The 23384-nt window shown below is 75.2% G+C and carries 19 protein-coding genes, 1 other RNA gene and 1 pseudogene; 10 read left to right on the top strand and 11 right to left on the bottom strand.

Going from position 1 to position 23384, the window contains the following annotated elements; genetic code table 11:
• Both ACZ6ZR_RS16275 and ACZ6ZR_RS16280 read left to right on the top strand, forming a co-directional pair.
• Positions 1–898, top strand: an 898-nt coding sequence (locus tag ACZ6ZR_RS16275) for a zinc-binding dehydrogenase (RefSeq protein WP_465642767.1), incomplete at its 5' end; no start/stop codon positions are given.
• Between the two features lie 132 nt (positions 899–1030).
• On the top strand, positions 1031–2602 hold the full coding sequence (locus tag ACZ6ZR_RS16280) for an LCP family protein (RefSeq protein WP_465642768.1): 1572 nt from the start codon (positions 1031–1033) through the stop codon (positions 2600–2602).
• 72 nt (positions 2603–2674) lie between these two features.
• Here the strand turns inward: ACZ6ZR_RS16280 and ACZ6ZR_RS16285 are convergent, their stop codons facing one another.
• The 6 genes from ACZ6ZR_RS16285 to lanL form a co-directional block, all read right to left on the bottom strand.
• Entirely contained in the window at positions 2675–2827 is a 153-nt protein-coding gene (locus tag ACZ6ZR_RS16285) for a hypothetical protein (protein WP_465642769.1), read from the bottom strand.
• Between the two features lie 95 nt (positions 2828–2922).
• Positions 2923–4680, bottom strand: a complete 1758-nt coding sequence (locus tag ACZ6ZR_RS16290; protein ID WP_465642770.1) for an ATP-binding cassette domain-containing protein — start codon at positions 4678–4680, stop codon at positions 2923–2925.
• Positions 4681–4733: 53 nt separating this feature from the next.
• Positions 4734–6386 (bottom strand): ATP-binding cassette domain-containing protein, encoded by a 1653-nt coding sequence (locus tag ACZ6ZR_RS16295; protein ID WP_465642771.1) that lies wholly within the window; start codon positions 6384–6386, stop codon positions 4734–4736.
• Between the two features lie 261 nt (positions 6387–6647).
• Positions 6648–6782: a VenA family class IV lanthipeptide gene (locus tag ACZ6ZR_RS16300; RefSeq protein ID WP_465642772.1), complete on the bottom strand. Its 135-nt coding sequence runs from the start codon at positions 6780–6782 to the stop codon at positions 6648–6650.
• Between the two features lie 82 nt (positions 6783–6864).
• Positions 6865–8844, bottom strand: a complete 1980-nt coding sequence (locus ACZ6ZR_RS16305; protein WP_465642773.1) for an alpha/beta hydrolase family protein — start codon at positions 8842–8844, stop codon at positions 6865–6867.
• Between the two features lie 68 nt (positions 8845–8912).
• A complete protein-coding gene (lanL, locus tag ACZ6ZR_RS16310) occupies positions 8913–11684 on the bottom strand; it encodes a class IV lanthionine synthetase LanL (RefSeq protein WP_465642949.1) in 2772 nt (923 codons plus the stop codon).
• A 380-nt stretch (positions 11685–12064) separates the two neighbouring features.
• Between lanL and ACZ6ZR_RS16315 the strand changes: the two genes are divergently transcribed.
• The 3 genes from ACZ6ZR_RS16315 to ACZ6ZR_RS16325 all read left to right on the top strand — a co-directional run bounded on the left by ACZ6ZR_RS16315 (position 12065) and on the right by ACZ6ZR_RS16325 (position 14929).
• Positions 12065–12895 (top strand): Nif3-like dinuclear metal center hexameric protein, encoded by an 831-nt coding sequence (locus ACZ6ZR_RS16315; protein ID WP_465642774.1) that lies wholly within the window; start codon positions 12065–12067, stop codon positions 12893–12895.
• 125 nt (positions 12896–13020) lie between these two features.
• A complete protein-coding gene (locus ACZ6ZR_RS16320) occupies positions 13021–13761 on the top strand; it encodes a zinc ribbon domain-containing protein (RefSeq protein ID WP_465642775.1) in 741 nt (246 codons plus the stop codon).
• 4 nt (positions 13762–13765) lie between these two features.
• Complete coding sequence (locus ACZ6ZR_RS16325; protein WP_465642776.1) at positions 13766–14929, top strand: bifunctional RNase H/acid phosphatase; 1164 nt, start codon at positions 13766–13768, stop codon at positions 14927–14929.
• Positions 14930–14983: 54 nt separating this feature from the next.
• Here the strand turns inward: ACZ6ZR_RS16325 and yaaA are convergent, their stop codons facing one another.
• Together yaaA and ACZ6ZR_RS16335 are read right to left on the bottom strand one after the other, a co-directional pair.
• Positions 14984–15784 carry a peroxide stress protein YaaA gene (gene yaaA / locus ACZ6ZR_RS16330; RefSeq protein ID WP_465642777.1) on the bottom strand — a complete coding sequence of 267 codons (801 nt, stop codon included), beginning with the start codon at positions 15782–15784 and terminating at the stop codon, positions 14984–14986.
• An 88-nt stretch (positions 15785–15872) separates the two neighbouring features.
• A complete protein-coding gene (locus ACZ6ZR_RS16335; protein WP_465642778.1) occupies positions 15873–17000 on the bottom strand; it encodes a hypothetical protein in 1128 nt (375 codons plus the stop codon).
• Between the two features lie 286 nt (positions 17001–17286).
• Here ACZ6ZR_RS16335 and ACZ6ZR_RS16340 point away from each other — a divergent pair, with 286 nt between their 5' ends.
• Both ACZ6ZR_RS16340 and ACZ6ZR_RS16345 read left to right on the top strand, forming a co-directional pair.
• A complete protein-coding gene (locus ACZ6ZR_RS16340; protein WP_465642779.1) occupies positions 17287–17787 on the top strand; it encodes a hypothetical protein in 501 nt (166 codons plus the stop codon).
• A gap of 84 nt (positions 17788–17871) precedes the next feature.
• Positions 17872–19317, top strand: coding sequence for an RNB domain-containing ribonuclease (locus ACZ6ZR_RS16345; protein WP_465642780.1), 1446 nt, complete (start codon positions 17872–17874; stop codon positions 19315–19317).
• Positions 19318–19324: 7 nt separating this feature from the next.
• On the opposite strand, the gene ACZ6ZR_RS16350 is transcribed toward ACZ6ZR_RS16345, so the two are convergent.
• Positions 19325–19975 (bottom strand): NADPH-dependent F420 reductase, encoded by a 651-nt coding sequence (locus ACZ6ZR_RS16350; protein ID WP_465642781.1) that lies wholly within the window; start codon positions 19973–19975, stop codon positions 19325–19327.
• 74 nt (positions 19976–20049) lie between these two features.
• Between ACZ6ZR_RS16350 and ACZ6ZR_RS16355 the strand changes: the two genes are divergently transcribed.
• Positions 20050–20415, top strand: coding sequence for a winged helix-turn-helix transcriptional regulator (locus ACZ6ZR_RS16355; protein WP_465642782.1), 366 nt, complete (start codon positions 20050–20052; stop codon positions 20413–20415).
• A 39-nt stretch (positions 20416–20454) separates the two neighbouring features.
• Positions 20455–20855: RNase P RNA component class A (rnpB, locus tag ACZ6ZR_RS16360), an RNA gene on the top strand.
• A 150-nt stretch (positions 20856–21005) separates the two neighbouring features.
• On the opposite strand, the gene ACZ6ZR_RS16365 is transcribed toward rnpB, so the two are convergent.
• The gene (locus ACZ6ZR_RS16365; RefSeq protein ID WP_465642951.1) at positions 21006–21662 is read right to left on the bottom strand and encodes a Scr1 family TA system antitoxin-like transcriptional regulator; all 657 of its coding nucleotides are present in this window, start codon (positions 21660–21662) and stop codon (positions 21006–21008) included.
• 265 nt (positions 21663–21927) lie between these two features.
• Between ACZ6ZR_RS16365 and ACZ6ZR_RS16370 the strand changes: the two are divergent.
• Positions 21928–22050 (top strand): annotated as a pseudogene (locus ACZ6ZR_RS16370) (GNAT family N-acetyltransferase); the annotation flags it as partial.
• Between the two features lie 125 nt (positions 22051–22175).
• On the opposite strand, the gene ACZ6ZR_RS16375 reads toward ACZ6ZR_RS16370, so the two are convergent.
• Positions 22176–23150 (bottom strand): hypothetical protein, encoded by a 975-nt coding sequence (locus tag ACZ6ZR_RS16375; RefSeq protein ID WP_465642783.1) that lies wholly within the window; start codon positions 23148–23150, stop codon positions 22176–22178.
• Positions 23151–23384 lie beyond the last annotated feature (234 nt).

Here is a 23384-nt window from a genome sequence, read left to right on the forward strand (position 1 = left end):
CGAGGGCGCGGGCGACGTGGTCGAGGTCGGCGAGGGCGTGACGGGCGTCGCGGTCGGCGACCGGGTGGTGCTCTGCTGGATGCCGCCCTGCGGCAGCTGCCCGCACTGCCGCCGGGGCCAGGGCCACCTGTGCGTCACCAGCCTGCGGCGGCTCGGCGCCCCCGGCTTCGCGCTGGCCGACGGCACCGAGGTCTCCGGCTTCTACGGCACCGGCACCTTCGCCCAGGAGCTGGTGGTCACCGCCGACTCGGTGATCCCGGTGCCCGCCGACATGCCGTACGAGCAGGCCGCGCTGATCGGCTGCGGGGTGACCACCGGTCTCGGCGCGGCGGTGAACACCGCCCGGGTGGAGCCCGGGAGTTCGGTCGCGGTGATCGGCGCGGGCGGGGTCGGCGTCGCCGCCGTCCAGGGCGCCCGGATCTGCGGGGCGGCCCGGATCACCGTGGTCGACCCGGTGGAGTCCCGGCGCGAGCGGGCGCTCGGCTTCGGCGCCACCGAGGCGATCGCCCCGGAGGGGCTCAAGGCGGCGGCCAAGGGCCAGGAGGCGGGCGGCTTCGACTACGTCTTCGAGGCGGTCGGCCGCGGGGCCACCGTGCGGGCCGCGTACGACGCCACCCGGCGGGGCGGGGCGGTGGTGGTGATCGGCGCGGGGGCCCGGGACGACCTGGTGCAGTTCAGCATGGGTGAACTGTTCTTCAACGAGAAGCGTCTGCTGCCCTCCATGTACGGCGGCGGCGACGTGCGGCGCACCGCCGCCCGGGCCGTGGACCTCTGGCGGGCCGGCCGGCTGGACCTGGCCGGGATGATCACCCACCGGCTCGGCCTGGCCGAGGTGAACGAGGCGATCCGTCAGATGCGCAGCGGTGAGGCCCTCCGGACGGTGATCACGCTGGACTGACCGGTGGCCGTGGCGCCCGGCCGTGGCGCCGCGGCCACCGTTACGCCACCTCCGCACGTGGCCTTCGTCACCTTGACGAGGTTTTTCGGCCATCGGTGTTACCAATCGGGCAGCCGGTGCGTATCTGTTCCCATGACCATTGCCGAGCCGAAGCCGGAGGGCCGCGCCGCCGCACGCCGGGCGGCCGCGCACAGCGGACGCCGCCGGAAGAAGAAGGGACGCCGCCGGGTACTGGTGCCCGTGCTGGCCACCACCGGGGCGTTGGTGCTGGCCGCGGGTGGGGGAGCCTTCCTCTACCTGCGGCACCTGGACTCCAACATCCAGTCCGACCAGCTCGGCGCGGGCAACGCGCCGCCACCGGCCGGGCAGGCCGACGGGCAGGGCCGGGTGGCGATGAACGTCCTGGTGATCGGCACCGACAGCCGGAAGGGTCTCGGCGGCGGCTACGGCGACCGGGAGAACACCGGTCTGGGGAACAACGACGTCAACATCCTGCTGCACGTCTACCCGGACCGGAAGGCGGCCGTCGCGCTGGACCTCCCCCGGGACTCCCTGGTCGACCAGCCCAAGTGCGCCGGCAAGGACGGCAAGGTGGCCCCGGCGAAGACCGGCTGGCCGCTGAACGCCGCGATGGGCCGGGGCGGGCCGGGCTGCGTGAAGGACACCGTCGAGGCGGTCACCGGCCTGAAGGTGGACTCCTGGCTGGTCGTCAACTTCCAGGGCGTCAAGGACCTCACCGACGCCGTGGACGGCGTCGAGGTCAACCTGTGCAGCCCGGTGGATGACCCCGACTCGCACCTGAACATCCCGGCCGGCCCCTACAAGCTCTCGGGCGAGCAGGGGCTCCAGTTCGTCCGCACCCGCCACGCCGTCGGGGACGGCACCGCGATCGGCCGGTTCTCGATGCAGCGCGCCTACCTCTCCTCGCTGCTGCGCAAGCTCACCGACAGGGGGACCCTGCTGAACCCGGCCACCGCCTTCGGGGTGGTCGAGGCCGCGACCAAGGCGCTGACCGTCTCCGACAACATCGCGGGCACCACCAAACTGGTGGCGCTCGCCACCGAGCTCAAGGACATCAAGCCCGCCGAGGTGGACTTCGTCCAGCCGCCCACCTCCTTCACCCCGGACAACCCCAACCCGGAGTTCCGCTCCAAGAACAAGCTGGACCAGCCCGGCTCCAACCAGCTCTTCGCGCTGATCCGGGCCGACAAGCCGCTCGACGGCGGGGAGGACCACGGCGCCGCGCCGCAGCCCTCCGCGCCCGCCGCGCCGAGCACCCCGCCGCCCGCGCCGCCCGCGCCCTCGGTGAACCCGGCGACCGTCAGCGTCACCGTGCTGAACGGCACCGAGGCACCGAGGCTGGCCACCAGCACGGCGGAGGCGCTGGCCAAGCTCAAGTACAAGGCGGTGCCGGGCAGCGGGGCGCCGAAGAACGTGGGCACCAGCACCGTGAAGTACGCGCGCGCCGACCAGCGGGACGCGGCCCGGGCGGTGGCGGCGGCGCTCGGCCTGCCCGAGTCCGCGGTGGCGGCGGGCGGCACCGGCAGCGGGGTGGTGGTCACCCTCGGGGCCGACTACCGCCCCGCCGGGGCGGCGGCTCCGTCCACCGCGCCGGTGCCGACGGCGGTGCCCACCGAGGTGACGGTCCATCAGGCGGACGAGACCGGCTGCACCAAGGTGAAGACCGGGGCCCAGCTGCGCTGAGCATGCCGAAGGCCCGCCGTCCGGGGTGCGGACGGCGGGCCTTCGGGCGGGTGGCGCGTGCCTGGCCGCAGGTCAGCGGCGGTGGCGGCCGTGCGGGTTGGCGTCGGCGTGGTCGTCGGCGGCGGTGCCGCCCCGGTGGCGGCCGTGCGTGGCCTCGGTCGAGGCCCTGTCGGCGCCGGGCCCGGTGCTCTCGTGGTCGCTGCTGTCGGTGCGGGTTTCGGACATGCGTTCGTTCTTCCGTGCGAGGGTCGCGGCTCTGCCCGAGCCGGAGTACGTGGATCACCCTATCCAGCGGATCCGACGGGCACCCGCCGGGAGGATCACGGGCCGGGCACGATTGACCCACTCAGGGGCGGCCGCGCGGTGGACCCCAGCCAGTGGCCGACCAACTCCCGGTAGAGCGGCGACAACACCTGCAGGTCACCGTGGCGGGCCGTCAGGCCCCGTCCGGAGTCCAGCAGCAGCACCCGGTCGGCCCGCAGCGCGGAGCCGATCCGGTGCGCGATCACCACCAGGGCGCCCGGCCGCCGGGCGAAGGCCGCCTCGGCCACCGCCTCGGCCGCCGCGTCCAGGTGGCAGGTGGCCTCGTCCAGCACCACCAGCGGCGCGGGGGAGAGGTACGTCCGTACCAGGGCCAGCAGTTGGCGCTCCCCGGCGGAGAGCGCGGCCGGATCGGGCAGCTCGGCCGCGAGCCCGCCGAGCCGCTGCAGCAGCCCGGAGGCGCCCAACTCCGTGACCACCTCGGTCACTTGCTCGTCGGTGGCGTCCGGGCGCAGCCACCGCAGGTTCTCCCCGACGGTGCCGGTGAAGAGGTGGGCCTCCTGGGGCAACAGGGCCACCAGGCGGGCCCGTTCGGGGCCGGGGAGGGTGTGCGGGGCGAGGAGGCGGCCCTCGCCGCCGATGGTGACGGTGCCGTGCTGCGGCGGGAGCAGTCCGGCGAGCAGCGCCGCCAGGGTGGACTTCCCCGCGCCGCTCGGGCCGACCACGGCCAGGTGCTCCTCCGGGCCGAGATCGAGGTCCAGGCCGGTGAACAGGGCTTCGGCGGCGGCACCTTGAGCATGCCGGAGGGCGCGGACGGTGAGCGGGGCGGGAGCGGCGAGCGTGCTCCCGGCGGGCTCGGCGGGCGGTGCGGCGGGGAGCGTGGCCAGGCGGTCGAGGACCACGGCGAGTTCGAGCAGCCAGCTGCCCACCATACCGGCCAGGCTGCGTACGGCCGGCTCCAGCTGCTGGAGCAGATAGGCGGCCACGCCGATGAGTTGACCGAGCGTCAGGTAGCCGTTGCGCAGTAGCCAGGGGGCCGCCAGCACCACCAGCAGGACGGGGGCCCGCCCGGCCAGCGCCACGCTCAGCGTGCGCAGCGCGGCCGCCCGGCCGAGCGCGCGGACCGCCGCCCCCTGTGCCTCCACCGCCGCGCCGACCGCCCGCTCCACCCGGGGCCCGGCCCCGCTCGCGGTGATGTCCCGCACTCCGGCGAACGCGGCCCCGGCCTCGGCCGCCACCCGCTCGTCGGCCAGCACCACCGCCCGCTGACGGTCCACCAGGGGCCCCAGCAGCCGGACGAACAGCGCCCCGCCGAGCAGCAGCGGAGGCAGCACCAGCGCGAGCGTGGCCGGAGCCAGCACCGCCAGACCGACCAGCGCGGCCGGCACGGTGACCCCGACCCCGCGCACGGTGCGCAGCAGGGTGGCGGTCAACTGCCGCGCCGACTCGACCTGTTCGGTCAGCCGGGCGACCTCGGCGGGCCCGTCCCCGGACGGCTCGGTACGGCTCAGCGCACCGCCCACCACCCGGCGCACCAGCACGTCCCGCAGCGGCTCCACCACGGCGGCCACGTACGGCAGGGCCGCCCGCGCCGCGTACGCCCGGACGGCGACGGCCGCGCCGAACCCGGCCAGCCAGGCGCAGCCGACCCCGGGCCGCCCGGCCAGGAACCCCTGGTCGACGGCGGCGGCCAGCAGCAGTCCGGAGAGCAGCGCGGGCAGCGCCTCGCCGGCGGACCAGGCCAGCACCCGGACCAGGGCGGGTCGGCAGGTGGCCAGGTGGGCCCGGAGCAGTGCGGCGCCGGGGCGCAGGGTCATCGGTGGCCTCCGGTGGGCTTCGGCGGGTGTCGAGTGCTGGGCTTCGGCGGGTGTCATGGGGTCGGGGCGGCCGGGGTTGAGGTGGTCGGGGTTGAGGTGGTCGGGGTCTGGTCGGTGGACGCGCTCGCGAGGGTGGAGCGGTAGTCCGGGTCGGTGATCAAGGTGGAGTGCGGGGCCAGGGCGCGCAGCCGGCCGTTGTCCAGCCAGGCGACCAGCTCGGCCTGGGCGGCGGCCTGCGGGCGGTGGGCCACCACCAGCCGGGTGTGGCCGCGGGTCGCCTCGGCCAGCGCGGTGGTGACCTGGTGCTCGGTGGCCAGGTCCAGGCTGGAGGTGGCGTCGTCCAGGATCACCACCCGGGGCCGTTGGGCCAGTAGCCTGGCCAGCCCGAGGCGCTGCAACTCGCCTCCGGAGAGCCGGAGTTCGGAGAGCGGAGTGTCCGCTCCCCGGGGGAGGCGGGCGAGGAAGCCGTCCGCCCGGGCGGCCCTGGTCTCCGCCGCGCCCGCGCCCTCCAGCGCCTCGCCCACGGTCGCGCCGACCAGGACGGGGCGCTCGAAGGCGTAGCCGACGGCCTGGCGGCGCCGCTCGGTGGTGAGTTCGGCCAGCGGCACCCCGTCCACCAGCACCAGCCCGGCGTCCGGCGCGCGCAGCCCCCCGGCCACGGCGGCCAGCAGCGTCTTGCCGGAGCCGGAGCGGCCGACCAGCGCCACCGTCCGGCCGCCCGGCACGGTGAGGTCGAGCGGGCCCAGCAGCGGGAAGCCCTCGGCGTCGTTGACGGTGACGCCGATCAGGGTCAACTCGCCGGGGCCGACGGGCAGTTCCCGGGTACCGGGGGGAGGGACGGGCAGGTCGAGGACCTCGGAGAGCCGGTCCTGTCCGGCCCTGGCGTGGGCGATCCCGGCCAGCGCCTCCACCTGCTCGAAGAGACCGAGGCCCAGGGCGGCCCAGCCGGCCGCCGCCGCGAGGTCACCGGGCGCGAGCCCGCCGTGCGAGAGCAGCAGGCCTGCGGTCCCGAGCACGGAGAGCTCCACCAGGGCGACCAGCAGGGTGGCCTGCCAGACCGTCCGGCGCTGCGCCTCCCAGAGCGCGTGGCCGGCCTCGGCGAGCCGGGGCAGCGGTCTGAGCACCCGTTCGGTCTCGGTGTGGCGGGCTCCGGCGGCGTGGATCGACCGCAGCCCGGCGAGGGCGCCGGTCATCCGGGCGGCCAGCTCTGACTGGACCCGCTGGTAGTGGGTGAAGGCCTCGGTGGCGTCGCGGAGGAAGAGCCGGATCAGCACGACGCCGGGGACGACGCCGGCGAAGAAGGCCGCCGCGAGCCAGGGGGAGAGCAGTCCCAGCCCGAGGATCGCACCGAGCGAGGTGAGCAGGGCCGTGACGGCGGTGACCCGGGACGGCAGCGCGCCGCCCGCATCGGCGGCCGCCCCGACCAGACGGGCCGTCAGGTCACCGGCCGGGTGGCCGTCGGGGACGGGGCCCCTGGCCAGGACGCGGTGCAGCAGCCTGGTCCGCAGCGCCACCGTCGCCCCGGCGGCCACCGCGGGCCCGGCCGCCGTCGCCACCGCCCCGGCCACCGCCCCGACCGCGAGCACCACCCCGGGCCCCCACGCCGACCCTCCGTCGATCGCCCGCCCCACCAACCCGGGCAGCACCAAGGTCGCGGCTGCCTCCACCGGCACCGCCACCACCAGGGCTATCGCCCAACCACGCACGGAAAACCTCCTACGAATGTGGTTGCGCCCCGCAGGGGCGCGGGGCTCTGCTGATTTGCGGCTCCGCCGCGGGGCGCGAGTACGGAAGGCGGCCCAGCGTTGGATCGGGGCAAGTGAGTCAGTTGCACGTGGCGCCGTTCCCCCGCGCGCAGTTCCTCGCGCCCCTGCGGGGCGCTCGTCGGCGGGCGGCGTTCCGAAAAGCAAGCAGGGGCCGTGCCGCTCCCCCCGGGTGGGTGCGGCACGGCCCCGGCCGAAGACCTACTAGCTGACGGTGAAGATCAGGCAGGTCAGGATGAGACAGGTGAACTGGCAGCCGCCGCCGTGCCCGCCGAGCTCGACGGCGTCGGTCTCCGGCAGCTCCTGCAGGGCGGCCAGGTCGGTCTCGAAGTTCTCCATGATGGGTTCCTCCCCTTGTCACGATCCGCCGTCCGCACCGTGCGGACGACGCTCCCCCGGACCCGTCGGGCCCGGGAAGTCTCTAGGTGGGCCGGCCGGTGCGCAGGAAGGCGGCCAGCAGCTCGTGCAGCACGGCCGCGCCCTCCTCCACCAGCACCTCGTGCCCGGCTCCGGCCGCCTCCACGTAGCGGAAGTCGGCCCCCTCGGTCCGTCCGATCCGCAGCAACTCGTGCCGCAGGGTGCGGGACTGACCGACCGGCACCACCTCGTCCCGGTCGCCGTGCACGATCAGCAGTGGAGCCGTCAGGCGGTACGCCAGCTGGAGCACGTCCCGGGGGCCGAGCCGGTCGTCGACCGGTTCGCCGCCGCCGAGGCGGGTGGTGAGTGCCCGGACCGGGGCGGAGGCCTCGGCCAGCAGGCGGGCGCCGGACAGGAACGGGGCGACCACCGCGCAGCGGGCGACCTGCCCGTCCGGCGCGTGGGCGGCGGCCAGCAGTGCCAGGAAGGCGCCGTAGCTGACCCCGAAGAGGGCGGGCGGCTCCAGGCCGAGTGCGGCGCGCTGCCCGGCGATGCCGTCCAGCAGGTGCAGGACGTCGGCCAGGTCGGGGCCGCCCCAGGCACCGCGGATGGCCGCCGCGTGCGCGGTGCCGTAGCCGGTGGAGCCGCGCTGGTTGGGTGCGAGCACGGCCAGGCCCTCGGCGGCCATCCGCTGCAGGGCCGGGTCGAACTCCAGCCGCCAGGCGTCGGCCGGGCCGCCGTGCAGGGCGAGCACCAGGTGCGGGGCGCTCAGCCAGGCGTCGCCGCCGTAGACCACGGCCTCCACCGGCCCGGCGGGGCCTGCCAGTTCGAGGCTCTGGGCCGGGTGCCAGCGGCTGCCGTCACCGGGGCCGGTGGAGCCGTCCAGGCGCCAACCCGTGGGCGTGCCGTGGTGGTTGTGCTGCCAGGGGGCGGTGGCCGGGCGTTCGGTGCCGAGCGGGGCGAGGCGGAGCGGGAGCGGGGCGGCCGCCGGGGCGTCGGGCCGGCCGAGGGCGAGCAGCGCGTCCACGTCCATGGTGGCCAGCGCCGCCGGGTGGTCGGGCGCCGAGTACGGCATCCGCAGCCCCGCCGCCGACCAGTGGCCGACGGCGCCGAGGCGGCCCGGCGGCACGGGGAGCGGGGTGAGGCGGTTGAGTTCGGGGTGCCAGACGGTCAGTGAGGAGGTGGCGCCGCGGTCGATCTGGAGCACCACCCGCCGCCCGTCCGGGCCGGGTTCGCGGTCCAGGGCGATCGGCCGCAGGAACAGGCCGGGCAGGTGCAGGCTCTCCGGGAAGCGCAGCGGCTGCCGGCCGCCGAGCTCGCCCCAGCCGAGCCGGTCGGTGCCGGGGGCGTCACTGCGCACCATCGCGAAGCGGCTGTCCGGGTCGTACAGCGCCAGCCGGTCGTTGCTCCGCTCGCCGATCTCCAACAGCGGTGTGACCTGGCCGAGTTCGAGGTCGAGCACCACGGTGCGGACCACGCCGTCCTGGACCCGGTCGAGCGCCAGCAGCCGGCCGGTGTGGTCCAGCCAGACGCCGCCGCCGTGCAGCCCGGGCAGCTCGGCCACCTCGATCGGCGGGGTGCCGTCGGCGGGGACCAGCCAGACCGTGGTGACCGGCCGGGTGTCGGTGCCGAGCGCCACCGCGACCGGTGCGCCGGGGAGTTGACCGCTCGCCAGGTACCCGCCGGGCAGCGGCAGCAGCCGCAGGCCGGGGCGGCGCAGGGTGGCCAGCTCGGTCTCGGTGACGGGCTGCCCGGCCGGGCCGGGGGTGAGCAGCAGCAGGGCGTGCCGGTCGGCGTCGTGGCGGCAGACCAGCACCCGGCCGTCGGGCAGCGCGACCAGCTGCGAGTGCAGGCTCTCCGAGCGGCCACCGGGCAGCGGCAGCGCGGTCGGCCGGGCCGGCCCGGTGGCCGGCAGCTGCCAGCTCTCGCTGTACCAGCCGCCGTCGGCGCCCGCCGCCAGGCAGGCGGCGTGCGAGCCGTCGGTGGCGAAGGTGAAGCTCAGGCGACGCAGCGCCTGGGCGGTGGTGCGGGTGGCGGTGTTCATCCGGGGCTCACCTCCTTCGGGGTCTACGAGGTCTGCGGGGTCTTCGGGGGATGCGGCTGGCCGGCCGGTCAGTGCCGGGTGGCGGTCAGGGCGGCGGGGGTGGCCGCCAGCGGGTCCAGCCAGAGGCGGGGCCCGCCGTGGAGCAGGCGGTGCAGGAAGGCCAGCGGGCCGGCGGTGCCGGTGCCGTACGCGGGTGCCGAGCCGAGGCCGGTCTCGTCGGGCAGGACGAGCAGGCCCTCGCGCCGTACCGCGCGGGCGGTGATCAGCGCGGCCAACTCCTCGGCGCCGGTGCGGAACCGTTCCTCTCCGGTGGCGTCGGCCAGGTCGAGCAGGTACTCGCCGTTCCCGGCCAGGCCGTGGCAGGCGCTCACCCCGCTGTGCCAGCGGGCGTCCAGCACGGCCTGCCCGGCGGCCAGGGCCAGCCGGCGCGCGGTCTCGTCCCCGGTGGTGCGCCAGTACCGGACCAGGAAGCTGCCGGCCCCGGAGGAGCCGTGGCACCAGTGGGCGAGCTTGACGTGCGGTGGGTCGCCCGCGCTCTGCGGCCACCAGACGGAGCCGTCCGCGCCCTGACGGGCCGTCACGGTCAGGGTGTGGAAGGCCTCGGTGGCCCCGGCCAGCGCGGCGCTGTCCCCGGTGGCCTCGGCCACCGCGAGCAGGAAGGCGCCGACTCCGGCCACGCCGTGGGCGTAGCCGAGGTGGACGATCCCGGCCAGGGTGGAGTCGAAGGTCTTCGGCACCGGCCAGGCCGTCCCGTACGGCTCGCGCACGGCGGCGGCCGACAGGGCGGCGGCACAGGTGGCGGCCCGGTCCAGGAAGCCGGTGTCGCCGGTCGCCCGGTACAGCCGCAGCTGGAGCATTCCGGCTCCGGCCGCGCCGTGGCAGATGTCGGGGTTGGGCCAGCTCAGCGGTACCAGGCGGGCCAGCTCGGCGGCGCGCCCGGCCAGGGCGGCGTCGCCCAGGGCCTCGGCGGCGTCGAGCAGGGCCCAGGCGGTGCCGGAGCGGCCGAAGTGCAGGCCCGGCAGCGCGGTCGGCTCTGCGGCCGCCCGCCGTTCGATCCAGTCGGCGGCCCGGCGGACGGCCGTCAGGTCGCCCTCCGGGGTGGCGGCGGCCCGGGCCAGCAGGGCGAGCACCCCGGAGGCGCCGTGCTGCACGTTGCACGGGTCGGTCAACTGCCCACCGGGGACGGTCTCCCAGAGCCGGTCCGGGCGGCCGTGGTCGGCGGTGTCGACGATCCGGCGCAGGCCGTCGGTCAGCACCCGGTCGACCGGGTGGGCCCCGGAGCGGGGGGCCGGCAGCGCAGTCTCGCTCTTGACCTCCTCATCCGGCTCGCCCGCCGACTCGTCCAGCGCACGGGCCACCCGGTCGAGCGGCCAGCGCTCCGCCGGGTCCCCGGCGCGCAGGCCGAGCACGGCGGGTGCCAGTCGACGCGCCGTCACCCCGGCCCCGGCGGCCGCGGCGAGCCAGTGCTCCAGTCCGCCCTCGCCGGGCGGCAGCAGCGGGTCGTGCCCGGTGGCGAGCAGGAAGAGCAGCCCGCCCAGGGCGTACGCGTCCACCGCGAACGTGGCCACCGCCTCGGTCAGTTCGGGCCCGTGCTCGGGTGCGCGGTACCCGGGCGTGCCGGCCGTGCCGACCACCGTGCCCGCCTCGGCGGCGAGTTCGAGGTCGACCAGCCTGAGCGTGCCGTCCGGCCGCACCAGGACGTTCCCCGGTGAGAGGTCGCGCAGCACCAGACCCTCGCGGTGCACCTGCCCGACCAGCTCGACCAGCCCGAGCGCGACCCCTCGCGCCTCGGCCCAGGGCACGTCCGGCGTGCCGTCGTCCGCCAGCTTCCCGGCCACCCAACTGCCCAGCGGCACACCGTCGATCCGCTCCTCGGCCAGGTAGAGCGCGTCCCCCTGCTCCACCAGCTCCAGCGGACGCGGCGTCAGCCCCGTCCCGGCCAGCCGCTCCAGCAGCGCGGCCTCGTGCCGCAGCGCCTGGCGGGCGTCGGTGCCGGCCCGGTCCACCTCGATGAAGGCGCGGGCCTGCTTGACGATCACCTCGGCCCCGGTGGTGACGTCCTTGCCCAGGAAGATGCCGCCCTTGGTGCCGTGCCGCACCGCGGCGGTCAGCGCGTACCTGCCCCCCAGCAGGACACCCCCGGCCTTTCTGGCCCCACTCGCCGTGGCGCCGCCGGGCGCGGTCGATCCCTTCCCCTCGACGGGGTCGACCGCCCAGGGCGGACATCGGTAGCTCGCGGTGCGGACGTCCTCGGTGACGCTGCCGTCCGGCCCGTGCAGCAGCGAGCGGTACGCGCCGTCGTTGCCCAGCTCGGCCCGGCGGGCGAAGACCCCGTAGCGGTAGTGCACCCGGCTGCCGGGGGCGTACGCCCGGTCCGAGAGGATCCCCGGTCCGGGGAATCCGGCGGTGACCCGGTGCAATTCCGCGGCGAGCCGCAGGAACTGCTCGTCGTTCTCCGGATAGACCGTCAGGAATTTTCCGGCGGATCCCCGCTCGCTGTTCCGCGAATTCACCTGGTGGAGCTTCTCCACGTCGGCGGTGAACTTGAACGTGCACGCGTCCGCCGCCAGCACCGCCGCCACTGCGGCGAGCACCTCGGCCGCGACCCCGGTGGCTGCCGCGACGTGCAGCTTCCACCCCTGCTCGGGGGTGGTGGACGCGGCCGGCCGGGCCGTGCACCAGAGGCCCTCGACGGTCAACTGCCAGTCGCCGCCGCCTCCCCGGGCCCCGGTGCCGGCCAAGGCCGACCGCGCCACGTCCGTCAGCCGGCCGAGTGCCACCGGCCCGCCGTCGACCGGCTCCGGAGCCTCGGCCGTGTGCAGCGGTGTGCCCGCCCCCATCTGCTCCACACCCCTTCTGATCGCTTCGGCCGGTAATTCCGGATGCCTCGGAAATCACCCCGGCCGCGCCGCCGAGGAATTCGACGGTGCGTCCCGAAGACCCCCCGGTCGGGGTAACTCCCGTTCGCACCACAGAAGTTACTTTCGAGAGCGGGTGGACTCAACGCCGACCGGGTCACTTCACTCGTAAGGGTGATCCCGAATCGTTTTCGAATACGTGCGACCGGGGCGGTGTGAGCAGCGACGTCGCGCCACCGGGGGGACGCACTCCCCTTCGTTCACCACCGACTGCCCCCGCACGCCGGTTGACGCACACCGGTCCGGTCCTGCGGCGGCACCCGACGGGCCGGGGAGGCGGCCGCGCACGGTAGTCTCGACAGGTGCCGAAACTGTCCGAGGTCATCAACGCGCTCGAAGAGCTGTACCCGCCCAGCTGGGCGGAGTCCTGGGACGCCGTCGGACTGGTCTGCGGGGATCCGGAGGCCGAGGTCCGCCGGGTGCTGTTCGCCGTCGACCCGGTCCAGGCCGTGGTGGACGAGGCCGTCGAGTGGGGCGCGGACCTGGTGGTCACCCACCATCCCCTCTACCTGCGCGGCACCACCAGCGTCGCCGCCACCGGCTTCAAGGGCCGGGTGGTGCACACCCTGATCCGGGCCGGCATCGGCCTGCACGTCGCGCACACCAACGCCGACCACGCCGACCCGGGCGTCTCCGACGCGCTGGCCGAGGCCGTCGGCCTGCGGGTACTCGGCCCGATCGTCCCGGACCCGACCGACCCGAAGGGCCGGCGCGGCAGCGGACGGATCGGCGTGCTGGAGCCCCCGCTCACCCTGACCGAGTTCGCCGCGCGGGTGGCGGCCGGGCTGCCGGCCACCGCCACCGGGGTCCGGGTCGCCGGGGACGGCGACCGGGTGATCACCCGGGTCGCGGTCTGCGGCGGTTCCGGCGACAGCTTCCTCGCCGAGGTCCGGGCCGCCGGGGTGGACGCCTACGTCACCGCCGACCTGCGGCACCACCCGGTCTCCGAGGCGGTCGAGGCCGCCCCGGTCGCCCTGGTGGACGCCGCGCACTGGGCCACCGAGTGGCCCTGGCTGCGGCTGGCCGAGCGCGGCCTCGCCGAGGCTGCGGCCGGCCACGGCTGGACCCTGGAGACCAAGGTCTCGCACCTGGTCACCGACCCGTGGACCGCGCACGCCCCCATGGCGCCCTGACCGCCGCACACGCCTACCCGCCGCCGCACACGCCGTACCCGCCCTGCCCGCCGGACCCGGCGCCGCACCGAAGACCTTGGCCGCACCGACGGCCGCCAGCTGACAGACCAACAGGAGCCCCCGCAGTGAACGCCGCGCCCGCCGACCAGATCCGCCTGCTCGACCTCCAGGCCTTCGACTCCAAGCTCGACCAGCTGGCCCACCGTCGCCGCAGCCTGCCCGAGCACGCCGAGATCGACAGGGCCACCGCCGACCACACCGCCCTCAAGGACCTGGTGATCGCCGCCCAGGCCCAGCTCGGCGACACCGAGCGCGAGCAGACCAAGGCCGAGCAGGACGTCGAGCAGGTCCGCGCCCGCTCCGCCCGCAACCAGCAGCGTCTGGACTCCGGCACCGGTTCCCCGCGTGACCTGGAGAACCTCCAGCACGAGAACGAGTCGCTGGCGAAGCGTCAGGCCGACCTGGAGGACGTCGTCCTCGAGGTGATGGAGCGGATGGACTCCTCGCAGACCCGGGTCACCGAGCTGACGGCCCGTCTGGACCACTCCACCGTGGTGCTCACCGAGGCCGAGGGCCGCCGCGACGCGTCCTTCGCCGAGATCGACGCCGAGGCCGAGAAGGTCCAGCGGGACCGCGACGCCGTCGCCCAGGTCATCCCGGCCGACCTGATCAAGCTCTACACCCGCCTGCGCGAGCAGCAGGGCGGCGTCGGCGCGGCCCGCCTGTTCCAGCGCCGCTGCGAGGGCTGCCGGGTCGAGTTCGCCGCCGCCGACCTCAACGCCATCAAGGCCGAGGCCGCCGACGCCGTGGTCCGCTGCGACAACTGCGGCCGCATCCTGGTCCGCACCGGCGAGTCGGGCGTCTGATCCGGTGACGGGGCGCAGGTTCATCGTCGAGGCCGACGGCGGCTCCCGGGGCAACCCGGGCCCCGCCGGGTACGGCGCGGTGGTCCGGGACGGCGACACCGGCCAGATCATCGCCGAGGCCGCCGAGTACATCGGGCACGCCACCAACAACGTGGCCGAGTACAAGGGCCTGATCGCCGGCCTGCGGGCCGCCGCCGAGCTCGACCCCGAAGCCAGGGTGGACGTCCGGATGGACTCCAAGCTGGTGGTCGAGCAGATGTCCGGCCGCTGGAAGATCAAGCACCCCGACATGCGGCCGCTGGCCGCCGAGGCCGCCACCGTGCTGCCCCGGGCCCAGGTCAACTACAGCTGGATCCCGCGCGAGCGGAACAAGGACGCGGACCGGCTGGCCAACGAGGCGATGGACGCGGGCAAGGCCGGACGCCAGTGGGAGCCCAAGTCCCGCCCGTCCGCCGCCGCCCCGGTCACCGGCACCGCGCCCGCGGACGAGCCGCTGCCCGAGCCCGCCGCCCCCCGGGCCGGCTGGGCCGCCCCCGCCGACCTCGGCACGCCGACCACCTTCGTCCTGCTCCGGCACGGCGAGACCCCGCTCACCCCGGAGAAGCGCTTCTCCGGCAGCGGCGGCAGCGACCCGGCGCTCTCCGAGAAGGGCCGCTGGCAGGCCGAGCGGGCCGCCGAGGCACTGGCCGCGCGCGGCACCGTCCAGGCCGTGGTCAGCTCGCCGATGCTGCGCACCCGGCAGACCGCCGAGACGGTCGCGACCCGGCTCGGACAGGACGTGCGGATCGAGGACGGCCTGCGCGAGCTGGACTTCGGCGCCTGGGAGGGCCTCACCTTCGCCGAGACCCAGGAGCAGTACCCGGACGACCTGACCGCCTGGCTCGGCTCCGCCAAGGCCAAGCCGACCGGCTCCACCGAGAGCTTCACCACCCTCACCCACCGGGTGGGCACGGCCCGGGACAAGATCCTGGCCCGCTACTCCGGCAAGACCGTGCTGGTCGTCTCGCACGTCAGCCCGATCAAGACCCTGGTCCGGCTGGCCCTGGGCGCCCCGCCGGACGCGCTCTACCGGATGGAGCTCTCGGCCGCCTCGCTCTGCGTCGTCCAGTACTACGCGGACGGCAACGCCTCGCTCCGGCTGCTGAACGACACCTCGCACCTGCGCTGAGGCAGGTGAAGGGGGGTGGGGCCCGCGGGCCCCACCCCCCTTCGGCACGTCTGCTCAGTGGATCTCGGTGACCACCACGTCGAGCTGCCACGCCTTGCGCGCGGTGCCCTCCGCCAGCACCTCGATCCGGTAGCCGAGGCCGGTCAGCGCATCCACCAACTCGCCCGGGGAGGCGGGTTCCTGACCCGCGTTCAGCAGGTCGCGGACCATCCGGCCCTTGGTGGCCTTGTTGAAGTGGCTCACCACCGAGCGCTTCAACTCCCCGTTCACCTCACGCTCCTGGAGCACCCGCACGGTCGTGGTCCGGGCCGCCACCGCCCCGGCCGGCTTCCACGCCGCCGCGTACGCCGAACTGCGCAGGTCCAGCACCAGCCCCTCGGCCGCCGCCTCCGGCAGCACCTGCGCCATCTCGCGCCGCCAGTACGCTCCGAGCGCCCCCAGCGGCGGCAGCTTGACGCCCATCGAGCAGCGGTACGGCGGGATCCGGTCACCGATCCGCACCGCACCCCACAGCCCCGAGAAGACCAGCAGCGAACGCTCGGCCAGCGCGTACGCCGCCTCGTCCAGCTTCGCCAGCCCCAGCGCGTCGAACAGCACCCCCGTGTACACCTCGCCGGCCAGCAGCGCACCCGCCGTCAGCAGCCCGGCGTTCTTCGCCACCTCCCCGCGCAGCCCCTCGCTCAGCCCGAGCACCTCCCGCGCCGTCTCCTCGTCCCCCCGGCAGAGCCCGACCAGCGCGTCCAGCACCGCCCGCCGCCCCGCCGTCAGCCCGGGCAGCGAAAGCACGCCCAACTCCAGCGGCACCCCGGCCTCCGCAGCGGCCTTCCCCTCCGACGGCGGCAACAGCACCAGCACGGCGACACCCTTCAACAGTCTGTGGCAGCGAACCCTGCAACTGTACGGTCCCACCGGGAACCCCCGTGCCGGACGGTCGCCCTCGCCGTCAGCTCCGGGCGGGACGCGCACCCGGAGGCGGGAACTCGGCCGGTGCCTCGACCAGGTCGTGCGCGCCGAGCGCCCGTAGGCGGGCCCGGGCGCGGAAGGCCGCCGCACGCGCCCCCGAGGCCTCGAAGGCGGCCAGCGCCCGTCGGGCCTCCGCCGCGTCACCGCCCAGCCGGACCACCGCCGCCTCGTACGGGCCGCCGAGCCGCTCCCAGGCCGTCACCGCCGCAGCTCGGCCGCCGGCCAGCTCCGCCGCGAACGGCCCGGCCGCCCGGACCGGCGGCACCCGCCCTCCGCTGCGCCGCACCCAGACGGCCAGCGCCCCGGACAGCCAGGGGTCGCACCGCCCGCCGGTCATCGCCAGCCCGTGCCGGGCCTCCGCCGCCGCCCGCTCCTCGTCCCCGCCCAGCCAGGCCGCCTCCGCCCGCGCCTCCCACACCGGGCCCAGCAGCCGCAGGTCCACCGGATCGGCCGCCGCCACCGCCTCGTCCAACCGCACCCACACCCCCGGCTCCCCGCGCCTGGCCCGGACGGTGGCCGACACCTGGAGCGCCCGCACCCGTGCGTGCAGCGGCAGCCGGGGCCCGCGCAGCGCCCCGTCCGCCGGCTCCGCAGCCTCGCGCCAGCGGCCTTGCAGCAGCCGAAGGTGCGTCAACTCTGCCTCCACCAGCAGCAGTTCCGCCCCCAGCCCGTGCCTCCGGCAGAGCGCCGCCGTCCGCTCGACGATCCGCCCGGCCCGGGCCGGATCGCGGTGCAGCAGCGCGACCTCCCCGGCCGCCACTCCCATCCGGGCTGCCTCCGCCTCCGCCACGTCCCCGGCCGTCAGGCCCGCCTCGACCTCGTCCCACCCGTCGCCCCCGGCCGCCACCCCGGCCAGCGCCAGCTGCCAACGGGCCCGCGCCGCCACCCGCCCGTCCGCCGCGACCGCCAGCCGGGCCCACTCCTCCACCGCCGCCCGATCCTGCGCGGCACCGGCCGCCTCCGCGAGGTCCAGGTACGCCCGCGCCGCCGCCACGCCCGACAGCAACTCCGCCGCCCGCCGCCCCACCCGCCCGGCCTCCTCACCCCGCCCGCCCCGCCACAGCGCACCCGCCGCCCGCCGCAGCTCCTCACCCTGGTTGCCGCGCACCCGCCGCAGCGCACCCCCGTGCCGCCTACGCCTCACCGACTCCACCCGACCAGTCTCCGCCCGACCACGACGGCCGCGCCTGCCCGAGGAGCGCGACCGCAGCGGGGACCGAGACCGCGACGCTGCCACAGCGTGGCCACCCACCGTTCCGCCGTCCTCGGGCTGCTGGGCGGTGGGTGGCCAGGGTGCGCCCGGAAAGCGACCCGGAGCCGCCCGGGCGGGGTGGTTCGATGGGAGGGCGGATCCGGCTTGTCGGTGCCGTCGGCCCGGCGCGATCCTTGCGGGCATGCTGGACAGCGACCTGCCCGACCACGCGTCAGTTCTGAGGGAGGTAAGGGAGTTGCGGCGAGTCGGCCTGGTGCGGCTGCGTGAGCTGAAGCTCCCGACGCCGGCCCGGGCCGCCGGGCTGGTGGACCTGCCCGCGGCCCAGGACCGCAAGGAGATCATCGAGCTCTACTACCGCAGGTACGTCAAGACCGAGCCCGACCCGGACCAGGTGGACCGGCTCGTCGACCTCTCCGAGGGATTCGCCGGCTCCGACATCGAGGCCGCCCTGCACGAGGTCGGAGCCGAGGTGCACCTCAACGGCGGAGCCGCCAAGCCGCTCCCGTCGTTCGTGCTCGACACCTTCGCCAACACCACGCCGCTCAGCCGGACCAACCCCGAACGGATCGAGGAGATCCGCGCCTGGGGCCGCGACCGGGCCGTCCCGGCGGGCCGCTCCGCGACCACCACGACATCCACGAGTACCGGCGCGCCCCGCCGCGTCGTCTTCATGGGCGAGTAGCCGCCGGGCCTCACCCTCGCCCTCACCCCCACCCCGGGCGCGGTCCGACGGGCCGTCAGGTCGGCGGCGCCGTACGCTGCGAGCATGCCGCGTCAACAGCTGAGGATCAGGGCCGCCGACACCGCGCGGATCAACCGTGAGCTGGCTGGGCTGCGCGAGGGGCTCCAACTGCCGAGCGACTGGCCGCCGGAGGCCGCCGCGGAGGCGGAGCGGGCGGCGGGGTTGCCGCGGCTGCCCGACTTCGACGCCACCGACCTGGAGCTGTTCACCGTCGACCCGCCCGGCTCACGCGACCTCGACCAGGCGATGGGCCTGGCCCGGCTCGGCAGCGGCTACCGGGTGCACTACGCCATCGCCGACGTCGCCGCCTTCGTCCGCCCCGGCGGCGCCGTGGACGCCGAGGCCCACCGCCGCACCCAGACCCTCTACTTCCCCGACCTGCGCGTCCCGCTCCACCCGGCCCGGCTCTCCGAGGACGCCGCCAGCCTGCTCCCCGGCGAGCTGCGCCCCGCCCTGCTCTGGCAGCTCGACCTCGACGCCGACGGCGCGGTGCTGCTCGCCGACGTCCGCCGCGCCCAGGTCCGCTCCCGCCGCCGCCTCGACTACCAGGGCGTGCAGGAGGCCGTCGACCGCGGCACCGCCGACCAGCAGCTCCGGCTGCTCGCCGAGGTCGGCCGCCTGCGCGAACAGCGCGAGGTGGACCGGGGCGGCGTCAGCCTCCCCGTCCCCGAGCAGGAGGTCGAACCGGCCGACGGCGGCTACCGCCTGACCTACCGCGCACCCCGCCCGGCCGACGGCTGGAACGCCCAGATCTCCCTGCTCACCGGCATGGCCGCCGCCGAGCTGATGCTGGACGCCGGGATCGGCCTGCTCCGCACCCTGCCCGCCGCCCCCGAGTCCGCGTACGAGCGGCTGCGCCGCACGGCCAAGGCGCTGGACGTCGACTGGCCGCCCGGCACCTCGTACCCCGCCCTGATCCGCTCCCTCGATCCGACCCGGGCCCACCACGCCGCCTTCCTCAAGGAGTGCACCGGCCTGCTGCGCGGCGCCGGCTACCACGCCTTCGACGCCGCCCGGGGCATCGCACCACCGGCCGACCCGGGGCACGCCGCACTGGCCGCGCCGTACGCGCACTGCACCGCGCCGCTGCGCCGGCTGGGCGACCGGTACGTCCAGGAGCTCTGCCTGGCGATCGCCGGCGGCACCGAGCCCCCGGCCTGGGTGAGCGGCCAACTCCTGGAACTGCCCGCCCTGTTGGAGAGCGGCGACCGCCGGGCCCGGGAGATCGAACGGGCCTGCGTCGACCTGGTCGAGGCCGAGCTGCTGCGCGGCCGCGAGGGCGAACGCTTCGACGCCGTGGTCATCGACGTGGACGAGCGCCACCCGGCCAAGGGCACCGTCCAGCTCCGCGAGCCCGCCGTCGTCGGCCGCTGCGAGGGCCCCGGCCCCCTCCCTCTCGGCGAACGCCTCAAGGTCCGGCTCACCCTCGCCGACCCCGTCGCCCGCACCGTCCGCTTCGCCCCGGCCTGACACACCCTCAGGCGCCCACGGGCGGTCCCGCCGCGTAGGCCAGCGGGGGAGCGACGGCCTGCGCGTCGGCCCCCTCCCCGACCCAGAGCCCGATGAACAGCGCGGCGGTCGCCTCCAGCAGCCCGGCCCGTTCCAGCCCGCCCGCCGACACGGGCTCGCACCCCACGTCCCGCACCAGTCCGTACACCGTCTCGACGGCCGCCCGATCGTCCCCGCAGACCGGCACGGCCAGCGGACGCCCCCCGAACACCGGCGGCCTCATCCGCCACACGTCCTGGTGGCAGAGGTTGAACGCCTTCACCACGCGGGCCTCCGGCGCCGCCGCGGCCAGCAGCCGCGCGGCCGAGGGCCCGCCCTCGGTCAGCAGCCGGAAGCCGGGGCCGACCGGGTTGGAGCAGTCGACCAGCACCTTGCCCGCCAGCTCCGCCCGCAGCTCCCGCACCACCTCCGCCCCGGCCCCGAACGGCAGCGCCACCAGCACGGCGTCCCCCTCCCCGGCCGCCCCGCGAAGCCCCGCCGCGGTGCCCCCGATCCGGCCGGCCAGCCGCTCCGCCCGGCCCACGTCCCGCCCGCCGACCGTCACCCGGTGTCCGGCCCTGGCCCAGTGCGCCGCCAACGCGTCCGCCATGTTGCCCGTCCCCAGTACGCCGATCCTCATCTACCGTCCCCTGTCCGCTGGTCGCCACCTCGTTCAGCACCACGCTAGACAGCCGACCAGGCACCATGTGGTGCGTGCCCACCGACGACCGACTCGCCGACTGCCGTGCCCGACTGGCCTTCGACCTGCTCTCCAACACCTGGAACGCGGTGGTCCTCCACGCCCTGCGCGACGGCCCCGCCCGCCCGGTCGAGCTGCGCGGACGGATCGGCGGCATCAGCTCCAAGGTCCTCACCGAGACCCTGCGCCGCCTCCACTTCAACGGCCTGGTCGAACGCCGCCCCCCTGACGGCCCGTCACCCCGGGTCGACTACCGCCTCACCGCCCTCGGCCGGACCCTGCTGGCCCCCATCGAGGCCATCGGCGCCTGGGCCTTCGAGCACGGCGACGAGGTGATGGCCGCCCAGGAGGCGGCCCTGCCTACGGTGCCGCTGTCCTGACCGCCCGCCCCGACCGGCTACGATGACCACTACGGCGGACGAGCCGGCCGGGCGGTCGCGTCGGGTCCCTACGGGGCCCGCCGAGGAACGTCCGGGCTCCACAGAGCAGGGTGGTGGGTAACGCCCACCCGGGGTGACCCGCGGGACAGTGCCACAGAAAGCAGACCGCCACCGACTCCGGTCGGGGGTAAGGGTGAAACGGTGGTGTAAGAGACCACCAGCGACCGAGGTGACTCGGCCGGCTAGGTAAACCCCACCTGGAGCAAGGTCAAGATCGGTGCCTCCGGGCACCGTGCGCGGATGCACGAGGGCTGCTCGCCCGAGTCCGCGGGTAGACCGCACGAGGCTGTCGGCAACGGCAGCCCTAGATGGATGACCGCCTCCCCGGGCCGCGCAAGCACCCCGGGAGACAGAACCCGGCGTACAGGCCGACTCGTCCGCCGCCTAGCTCATGGAAGGCCCCTGACCTGCATCTTCGCAGACCAGGGGCCCTTTCCGTGATCGTCGGAAGAGGCTCGCTCTTCGGCCTGTTCGAGCCCTTTTTCGGCCTCGCTCCGGGTGTCTTGTGGCGATGGCGTGGCGGTGGGAACTTACCGAGAAGCGCCCTCGGGCCACAGGATGCGGACCGGAACGCCGCAGCGGTCTGCGTAGGCCACGACATCCGCAGTGCCGCCGAAGCCCCTGGCCGGGAGCCCGTCCCAGACGGCGAACACCTCGTCCACCAGGCCCACCAGAACCTCGCTGCCGGCCATGTGTGCGGCAGAGTCGGACTCGATCATCCCTGTGCGGTGAAGCTCGGATGCGCTCCGCATCAGGCGGTCGTAGAGCGGATGATGCTCCATCGGGAGCGACTCGCGGTACTCCTCGGCCGGGAGGGCAACCTCCAGTTGGCCGCCCGCAGCGAGTACGAGCAGATGCCGGAGCTGGCTGGCCATCGTCGCCGAATCGCCGATCCGGTGGCGCAGAACCTGCTCCTCCAGCACGACCTCGAAGCGGTGATCGCCCTCGTGGAGGAACCTCGCGCGGGCGAGCCGGGCGGGGACCGCCTGGTCGACGTCGTCGTGGGTTCCGAGGAAGGCCGTGATGGTCCGGAGGAGGGCGTCGATGTAGGGGCCGGTCTGGAAGAACCCCGGCACGACGTTGTGGGTGTAGACGCGTAGGAGTGCGGTCTTCTTCATCTCCGCGTACACCTCGTCCTGGCCCCGCTGGAGCCCGTCGCGCATGAGCGTGCGCCAATCCTCGTACATTCCGCCCCTCTCGCTCACGGGACGGCCACCGTCGCTCAGAGCTGGCGGCCCGTCAAGGGTGCCGGGATGAGGGATGGAGCCACCGGCCGGCGAGAGGTAGGCACTGTCGGGTGTGCCGCTGGAGCGCGGTGCGCGACCAGCCGTCCAAGTCCGCCCGAATGATGCCGTGTTGACTGTTTTCTGGACACCCAAACGAACGAGGTGGACGCCGTGAAGGCCGAGTTGGTGGCCGGCGCGGTGCTGACCGACGAAGCCGCCGAGGAGGTGGGGTGCGCTCAACGGAGCCGCCTACCAACTGCTCCAGACCGAAGTCGGCGGTGCCTCGGACGTGTTCTGCCGGGCCGAGGGCCCGCGGAATCTCGGATTCGTTCGGGTCGAGGCAATCTGATGCCCGCACTATGGAGACGGATCCCGGCGTACAGGCAGACTCGTCCGCTGCCGGAGGCGGGTGAAGCCCCCCTGGCCTCGGCCAGGGGGGCTTCACTGTGTCAGGTCACCGTGGGGTGGGGGTGGTCAGGCCTTGTTCCAGGTGTTGCTGGTCCACAGGGCCGCGTCCCAGGTGTTGCCGCCCTTGCGGTAGAGGACGAAGTTGCCGTCGGACTGGGCGACGGCGTAGGCGCCGGGGTTGCCCTCGGTGTAGGTGCGCCAGTAGAGGGTGTTGTCGTCGGCGACGTAGAGGACGCCGCCCTGCTCCAGGTAGGCGATGGAACCGGGGTGGTTCCAGGTGCCGCTGGCCCAGATGGCCCGGCCGTCGGACTTGCGGTAGAGCACCAGGTTGCCGTCGCCCTGCTGGACCAGGATGGTGGTCCGGGACTCGACCCAGTTGTTGGCCGCCAGGCCCTGCTCGGAGCCGAGGGTGTCCGACGGGTAGAGGGTGTAGTCGCCGTTGACGAGGGTGGGGATGAAGCCGACGTTGGCGTCCCAGAGGGGCTGCGGGTCGGCCTGACGGCCGATCAGGAGGTCGCCGTAGGCGAGCACCAGGGTGGCGCCGGGGTGGTTCCAGGTGTTGCTGGTCCAGATGGCGTTGTCCCAGGTGTCGCCGCCGCCCTTGCGGTAGATCACGAGGTTGCCGTCCTGCTGCATCACCGCGCGGGCACCGGGGCTGGTCCAGGTGCCGCTGGCCCACAGGGGGAGGATGCGGGCGCCGTTGGAGGCGACCAGGTAGAGCACCAGGTTGCCGTCGGGCTGCATCACGAGGGTGGTGCTGCCGGCCGGCACGCTGTCGCCGGAGGAGAGGACCTGGCCCGGCAGCACCGCGGCGGTGGGCTCGGCCGACGCCTGGGCGGCGGACGGGGCCGCCTGGGCGGTGGAGGGCGCCGACTTCGCGGCCTTGGCCGCGGGGGCCTTCGGCATGGTGCGGGTGATCGGTGCGGGCTTCCCGGGCTTTGCCGGAGCCGGTGCCGCGACGGCTCCGGGTGCGGTGGTGGCCAGGACGGCGCCGACGCCGATCAGGAGCGCGGCGGCACGCTGGAACGTGCTCTTACGCATGGGTCCCCCTCGAAAAGGTAAAAAAACTGTGTACGTCTTGAATGCGACAGAGAATTCATACACCAGAGCGATGACAACTCGGCAGCGGGGGGGTGTTCGAGTGGTGAGGATCATGTGTCCGCCTCCCGGGTCGTGGCCACCGGGGTGCTCCGACTGCGAAGGGGAGCGTGAGGCGACCCCAATCTATCCCTCCGGGTGCCCTGTCCGGTAGGACCCGGAACACCCCGGTTCGAG

It is taken from the genome of Kitasatospora sp. NPDC088742 (genome assembly GCF_055584905.1).